Genomic DNA, 6347 nt, shown 5'->3' on the forward strand with positions numbered 1-6347 from the left:
TTACTCGGAGCCCATCGACCACTCGATCCGGTAGACCTCCACCGGGAGGTCCGTTCGTTCGGCTTCGTGGAAGTCGAACCGCCGGTCTACCGGGATCTCGCCGGCGAAGGCGTGCGTCACCTCGCCCCCCTCGTCGGCGGCGAAGGATTCGACGAACGATCGGCTCCCCTCGTTGTGAACGGTGTAGGAGACGGCCCCGAGGTCGCGGGCGGTCTCGAGAAAGCGTCGATCCGCGTGTCTTCGGCCGCGTTGAGCGCCGAACGGCGGGTTCGAGATAACCGTCGCGTCAGTGACGCCCAACGGCGGTCTCGAGACGTCCGCGCGGATCCAGTCGACGACGCGTCGACGGAGCACCCGACGCTCGTTCCGTCGCGCCACGGCGAGCGCGTCTCCGTCTACCTCCACGCCCACCACCCGCTCGGGCTCCGCGACGCTCGCCCCGATCGCCAGCATACCCGTTCCGGTCCCGAGATCCACGACCGTCCGTTCCTCGAGGTCGCCCTGCAGCCGTGCGAAGTGACAGAGGTGGGCGGCGAGCTCCGGGGACGTGAGATACTGCTCGAGGTCGACGCTCGGCTCGTCGAAATCTTCGACCGCTTCGAGCGCCCTGGCGAGCGTTCGCCGGGATCCCATCGGACGGAACTCCGCGTCCCAGGATCCTGATGGTTTCGACTCGTTCAGGAGGGATCGATCGGGCCGTCGACGTCGAATTCGAGCCCCTCACGTCGCGCTCGTTCAGCACACGCCGAGAGCGCTGGCCGCACTTTATCGGGATTGGCGACCGCGTCGCACTCCACCGTCACCGCACCCGCGCCGAGGAACGATGCGGCGCGAACGTACCCGCGGATCCGGTCTGCCTCCTGCTGGGTGTCGAGCGAACAGTCCTCGTCGAAGCAGGCCGTCACCGTCACTCTCGCCGGAAACAGCCCCTCTCGGTTTAGCTCCCGTTTGAGATCCCGGAGATACTCCGGAGCGGTCGATTCGAGCAACTCCGCGTCGAGGGCGACCGGCGACACGTCTTCGGGTCGACAGCGTTCGATCGCGCGCGTCACGTCGGTCGAGGGCGTGGTGCTCATCGATAGCCGATACATGGTCTGCATACAAAAAGCTTTGTAAATGCACTATAGTAATACCTCCGTCCGGTGGTCGGCGACCGTTCGGAGGGTCTCGCGTACCGCCGGGGCACCGAATCACATAGAGTTAAGATCATTCGATCGGATGTCTAAATATGGACGACTGTCCCCGGTGCCAGTCGACGCTCGAGCGACTCTCGCTCGGCGACGCGAAGACGGTCGCGTGCAACAGGTGCGGGTACGCAGACGTTCCCGTCGAGCACCAGGCCGAGCGGCCCGAGCCCGAGTCCTGGCGGGAAGCGATCAGCCGATTCTACGACCGGTAATCGCGTCGTCGGGAGACGTCGCCCCGTTCGGAAACAGCTGTCCCTCTCCTCCGTCGGTAGCGGTTGGTTTCGCCCGTCCTGCGGATGGAATACCCTCTCGCGGGGCGGACGGGCGGATCGTCGACGGCCACGTGGACCGGTAGTCGTCGTCTCGCGCTCGAACTCCGGGACGGTCGATCGTCAACGCGGCTCTCGCCGTGCGTAGCGGTCGGTGCGGGTCAGTGCCGACGTCCCGTCTCTTCCGGCCGGCTCGTAGATTCGACGCGGTGGCTACGCGGCGACACAAACCGGAAAAGACGTACCCGGCGATTACTCGTTTGCGGCCGGCGCTTCGGCTTGCTCCTCCTCGTACTCGACGTCCTCGTCGGATCGTGCCGCGACGAGGCCACCGCGAGCGACGCTGTACAGCGGTTCGTCGGCGTGGGAGACGCCGCTGATCGAGAACGGAATGTTCGCGTCCTGGAGGTGGTCGCGGAAGAGCGCCTCGAAGCCCGTGGGGCTCGAGGTACCGCCGGTGACGACGACGGGCACGTCGAGTCCTTCCTCGACGTCCTCGTCGTCGACCTCGCGAACGATGTTCTCGATGACGTAGTCGAGGAGGTTCTCGTAGTAGATCGACAGTGCGCCCTCGACCCCGCCGACGTCGGTGGTGAAGTCGAGTTCGAAGTCGTCCTCCTTGATGGAGGTGACCTTGTCGACCGGCGTCCCGGTCGCGCGGGCGGCGGACTCGTCGACCCAGTCGCCACCGCGGGCGACGGAGAACTTCATCACGGGGACCGCGTAGTAGGCGAGACAGACGTTCGTCATGCCGGCGCCGAAGCTGATCCCCAGCCCGGTGAAGTTGTTGTCCGCGAGTTCGCTGTAGATGACCGACATTCCCTCGTTGATGGGCTCTGCGTCGTAGCCCATGTCGTTGAGGAAGGACTCGATCGTCTTCTGGTGATACAGCGTCGATAGGTCCGAGTCGATCGGATCCGCGGGCGTCGAGAAGTACAGTTTCTCGTCCGCGTATGCGGGTTCGCCGACCACTTGCTCGATGATGAGCTTCATCATCGGAATCGCGCTCTTCTCGTCCGAAGAGAGGATCCCGTGTTTCATCGGTCGGCGCGTCTCCTTGTTGAAAATGTTCGCGAAGTTCAGGGCGTCGTCGCCGACGACGTACACCTTGTCGTCTTTCCGGATGTGAAGCACTTCGCTTCGCGAGAGCATCTGCTCCGCCATATCGGAGTACTCGATTTCCACGAAGGAGTTGCGCTGCTGGACGAATACGGTATCGTTACCATCCTGCTGTGCCGACAGGATGTTCATCGTTCCGACGTCTAGGCCTTTGGCCATGTGTGTGGAACGCGACTGGTTGATTATAAATCTATGTACATTGCTTCTCCATAAAATTGAAACGAATAAAAGGACATTACACCGCGAACGGACCGACTTAATTCCGTTTTACTCGGTCGCGAACGGCGCCCAGACGGGCCTTGATCCCGGAAACGGCCTGACCGAGGCGCCCACGAACCGCGTCGACACCCGTCTCGTCGGCCGTCGCGAGCTCGTCAGCGCGCTGACGTTCGCGGAGTTCCTTGAGCTTCGCCGTCTGGTCGTCGACCGTCTTGTTCGACGTCGCCGTTTTCTTCTCGCCGCCCTTCAGTCCCTTGAGACCGGCCACCTGGTCCTGGACGCCGGTCGATCGAGTCTTCTTCACGCTCACGTTCCCGATGTCCGCGCCGTCGAACTCGTGGTCGGTGAACGTCAGCGTGGTGTTGTCGCTCTTTTCGACGCCGCCCCAGGAGAGTTCGACCCCCTCCATCGCGGCGTCGATGTCGCCTCTGATCTCCTCGTCCGTGTAGTGCTCCTCCTCTTCTTCCTCCTCGTCGACCGTCGTCGCCTCCAGGGTCCGCGCCATATCGAGGTAGTGGGCGATGAGCGCCGCGCCGGTCGAAGCGGTGATGCCCGACAGGCCGATGGCGTACACCGCGACGATCTCGATCGTGTAATCCGCGCCGTAGAGGTTCCAGTTTTCCGGATAGGCGTACACGAACCCGCCCGTGGCGGCGACCGTGATCGCCGCTCCGGCGACGGAGACGGCGAGAACGCGTCGCTCCGACGGCAACAGGACGACGATCCCGAGCATCACCGAGGGTAGCGAGAGCATGCCGAGGGCGTACGCCGGCTGCACCCAGCTAAAGTACTCCGCGGATCTCGCTTCCAGGGTGGTGCTCCAGGCGAAGAGTACCAGCGCGATCACCGCGAGGCCGATACCACCTAAGAACAGACCGAACCCGACGTAGACGTCGCGCTCGCTATCCGGCTCGCCGATGTAGGATCGGTAGAGCTCGAATAATTTTTGATCGGGTAACCGTTCCGTGGACATTGCCCCCTCCTTTCGACTCCAGTACCATCACTTTTTGCCCGCTCGAATATCAGTGAACGAACGGACGTCGGACGCGCGTCAGACCGACGGCACGGGACCCACCGGACGAGCGGATTCGCCGTACGCCTGGTGAATTCTCGTCGGCTATCCGTTTCGTGATCGGCGGGCAGCCGATCGTCGTTCCGATGGGGGGTTAGGAGCGCTGTGAGGTGACGGGAATATTGCGGATAGTCCTACGTGGTGCCAATCATCGGCAAATCATTACGAGCACGCGTGAGGACTGTTCTTCTTTCAAGCCAGGTATTGGAGTGATCTATCGGAAGGGCTGGTGGCGAAGTCGATCATCGAGAGGGCTGGTGGCAGAGTCGATCATCGAGGGGGCTGGTGGCGAAGTCGATCATCGAGAGGGTTGGTGGCGGCGTCGACCATCGGGAGGGCGGATGCCGGCGCCGAACGACGGGCGGAGGACGTATAACCCGTACGCCCGGTAGTGAGTGGTATGGAGGGTCAGAACGTGGCCCGGTTCGCCGAATCCCTCGCGTCGGTCGGTGCCAAATGCGAGCGCGTTCGCTCGGCGGAGTTGTCCGGCGCGATCGCAGATCGGGTCGTCGAGCCGGCCGTCGGCGTGGAGCTCCCGTTCGCCCCGCGCGCGCTGGCGAAGTGTTCGATCGAGACGAACCCATCCCCGCGCGACGTCGTGGCGGCGGAGACCGGCGTCACGCCCGGCTCGTTCGCCGTCGCCTCGACCGGTTCGGTGGCGCTCCCGTCGAGTCCCGACGCCCTCGAACCGATCGCGCTGTACCCCGAGCGTCACGTGATCGTCGTCCCCGAGCGCGAGCTCTACGACGACCTCGGGGACGGCCTCGATCGACTGGCCGACGCGTTCGCGACAGGTACCGAGAGCGTCGTCTTCGCCACCGGTCCGAGCGCGACCGCGGACATGGGAGGGCTAGTTCGAGGCGCGCACGGGCCGCGCGACGTCCACGTCCTCACGGTGATCGACGGATGACGGGAGATCGGGGCGACCGCGAACGCCGAGCCCGACACATCCGTCGGGTCATGGACGCAGAGGGCGCCCAGGTGCGATCCGGAGCCGGACAGAAGAACGCGGAGCGGTACCGTGCAATCGCCGAGTTTCCCGAGTGGGAGGCGCTCAGAGATCGGGCGAGGGAGGTCAAAGTAGACGCGATCGATCGCTTGCCGTCGTTGATCGAGACCGTCACGGACGCCGTCGAAGCGAACGGCGGGACGGTCTACCTGGCGGACGACGCCGCCGACGCTAACGAATACATCGCCGACGTGGTCGACGACGTCGACGGCGAGACGGTGGTCAAGAGCAAGTCGATGACCACCGAGGAGATCGATCTGAACGACCACCTGCACGACGTCGGCGCGTCGGTCTGGGAGACGGACCTGGGTGAGTTCGTCATCCAACTCGCCGAAGAGGACCCCTCGCACATCGTCGGTCCGGCCATGCACAAATCACGCGAGGAGATCGCCAGCCTCTTCGAAGACCGGTTCGATCCGGACCGACCGCTCGAGACTCCGGAGGATCTGACTCGGTTCGCCCGCGACGTTCTCGGCGAGCGGATTCTGGAAGCCGACGTCGGCGTTACCGGCGCGAACTTCGTGCTCTCGGACTCGGGGAGCGTCGTGCTGGTGACGAACGAAGGTAACGCCAGAAAGTGCGCCGTCACGCCCGACACCCACGTGGCCGTCGCGGGCGTCGAGAAACTGATCCCCTCGGTGGACGATCTCCAGCCGTTCGCGCGCATCATCGCCCGCGCGGCCACGGGCCAGCCGATCTCCCGGTATCTCTCCGTGTTGACGCCGCCGACCGCCACGCCGACGATGGATCTCGAGGCCGACGAGTGGGGGTCCGGGGAGCGTTCGTTCCACCTGGTGTTACTGGACAACGGTCGCTTCGACATGCGGGAGGACGACCAGCTCCGGGAAACGCTGTACTGTATCCGGTGTGGTGCGTGCTCGAACTCCTGTTCGAATTTTCAACACGTCGGCGGCCACGCGTTCGGCGGGGAGACCTACTCCGGCGGGATCGCGACCGGCTGGGAGGCGGGCGTCCACGGCGAGGAGTCCGCCGCCGAGTTCAACGACCTCTGTACCGGCTGCACGCGGTGCGTTGCCGCTTGCCCCGTCAAAATCGACGTTCCGTGGATCAACACCGTCGTCCGCGACCGCCTCAATCGGAGCGGTGAGCCGGACGCGTTCGACCACCTGGTCGACGGACTCGCGCCCGACGTCGAGGAACCCGGTCTGGCCCTCGACAAGCGGTTGTTCGGGAACGTCGAGACCCTCGCACGTCTCGGTTCGGCGACGGCACCCGTCTCGAACTGGCTGTCCTCGACTCGGCCGGTCAGGGCCGCCCTCGAGCACACGGTCGGTATCGACCGACGTCGGGAGCTCCCGACGTTCGTTCGGGAGACCTTCGTCGATCGGTTCGAGTCGACGGGTGGCCGCGCCACCTCCGAAAGGCGAGCGCAGAGCGCAAGAGAGGACGGAGGCGGCTCCGGCGCTTCGGAGGAACGAGCGAGCGCTCGCGATCAGCAACCGAGCTCGACC

7 protein-coding genes are annotated in these 6347 nt (G+C 64.7%); 3 read left to right on the forward strand and 4 right to left on the reverse strand.

Annotated elements, in window-relative coordinates; translation table 11 throughout:
* The gene (locus QZT59_RS03940) at positions 1–633 is read right to left on the reverse strand and encodes an METTL5 family protein (protein WP_290811625.1); all 633 of its coding nucleotides are present in this window, start codon (positions 631–633) and stop codon (positions 1–3) included.
* Between the two features lie 44 nt (positions 634–677).
* Entirely contained in the window at positions 678–1076 is a 399-nt protein-coding gene (locus tag QZT59_RS03945) for a hypothetical protein (protein ID WP_290811628.1), read from the reverse strand.
* Positions 1077–1228: 152 nt separating this feature from the next.
* Here QZT59_RS03945 and QZT59_RS03950 point away from each other — a divergent pair, with 152 nt between their 5' ends.
* A complete protein-coding gene (locus QZT59_RS03950) occupies positions 1229–1399 on the forward strand; it encodes a hypothetical protein (protein WP_290811631.1) in 171 nt (56 codons plus the stop codon).
* A 309-nt stretch (positions 1400–1708) separates the two neighbouring features.
* Here QZT59_RS03950 and QZT59_RS03955 read toward each other — a convergent pair whose 3' ends face one another.
* Both QZT59_RS03955 and QZT59_RS03960 read right to left on the reverse strand, forming a co-directional pair.
* Entirely contained in the window at positions 1709–2734 is a 1026-nt protein-coding gene (locus tag QZT59_RS03955; RefSeq protein ID WP_290811634.1) for a hypothetical protein, read from the reverse strand.
* 97 nt (positions 2735–2831) lie between these two features.
* On the reverse strand, positions 2832–3767 hold the full coding sequence (locus QZT59_RS03960) for a permease (RefSeq protein WP_290811637.1): 936 nt from the start codon (positions 3765–3767) through the stop codon (positions 2832–2834).
* 499 nt (positions 3768–4266) lie between these two features.
* On the opposite strand from QZT59_RS03960, the gene QZT59_RS03965 reads away from it, so the two are divergent.
* Positions 4267–4776, forward strand: coding sequence for an LUD domain-containing protein (locus tag QZT59_RS03965; RefSeq protein WP_290811640.1), 510 nt, complete (start codon positions 4267–4269; stop codon positions 4774–4776).
* Positions 4773–6347, forward strand: a 1575-nt coding sequence (locus QZT59_RS03970) for an LUD domain-containing protein (protein WP_290811643.1), incomplete at its 3' end; no start/stop codon positions are given. The genes QZT59_RS03965 and QZT59_RS03970, both read left to right, overlap by 4 nt.

This window comes from Halovivax sp., assembly GCA_007119345.1.
Classification (GTDB): domain Archaea; phylum Halobacteriota; class Halobacteria; order Halobacteriales; family Natrialbaceae; genus Halovivax.

What these genes read in the sequence shown, in the direction of transcription:
- QZT59_RS03940 (WP_290811625.1), bottom strand. Translation starts at nt 633, where the DNA reads ATGGGATCCCGGCGAACGCTCGCCAGGGCGCTCGAAGCGGTCGAAGAT.
- QZT59_RS03945 (WP_290811628.1), bottom strand. Translation starts at nt 1,076, where the DNA reads ATGAGCACCACGCCCTCGACCGACGTGACGCGCGCGATCGAACGCTGT.
- QZT59_RS03950 (WP_290811631.1), top strand. Translation starts at nt 1,229, where the DNA reads ATGGACGACTGTCCCCGGTGCCAGTCGACGCTCGAGCGACTCTCGCTC.
- QZT59_RS03955 (WP_290811634.1), bottom strand. Translation starts at nt 2,734, where the DNA reads ATGGCCAAAGGCCTAGACGTCGGAACGATGAACATCCTGTCGGCACAG.
- QZT59_RS03960 (WP_290811637.1), bottom strand. Translation starts at nt 3,767, where the DNA reads ATGTCCACGGAACGGTTACCCGATCAAAAATTATTCGAGCTCTACCGA.
- QZT59_RS03965 (WP_290811640.1), top strand. Translation starts at nt 4,267, where the DNA reads ATGGAGGGTCAGAACGTGGCCCGGTTCGCCGAATCCCTCGCGTCGGTC.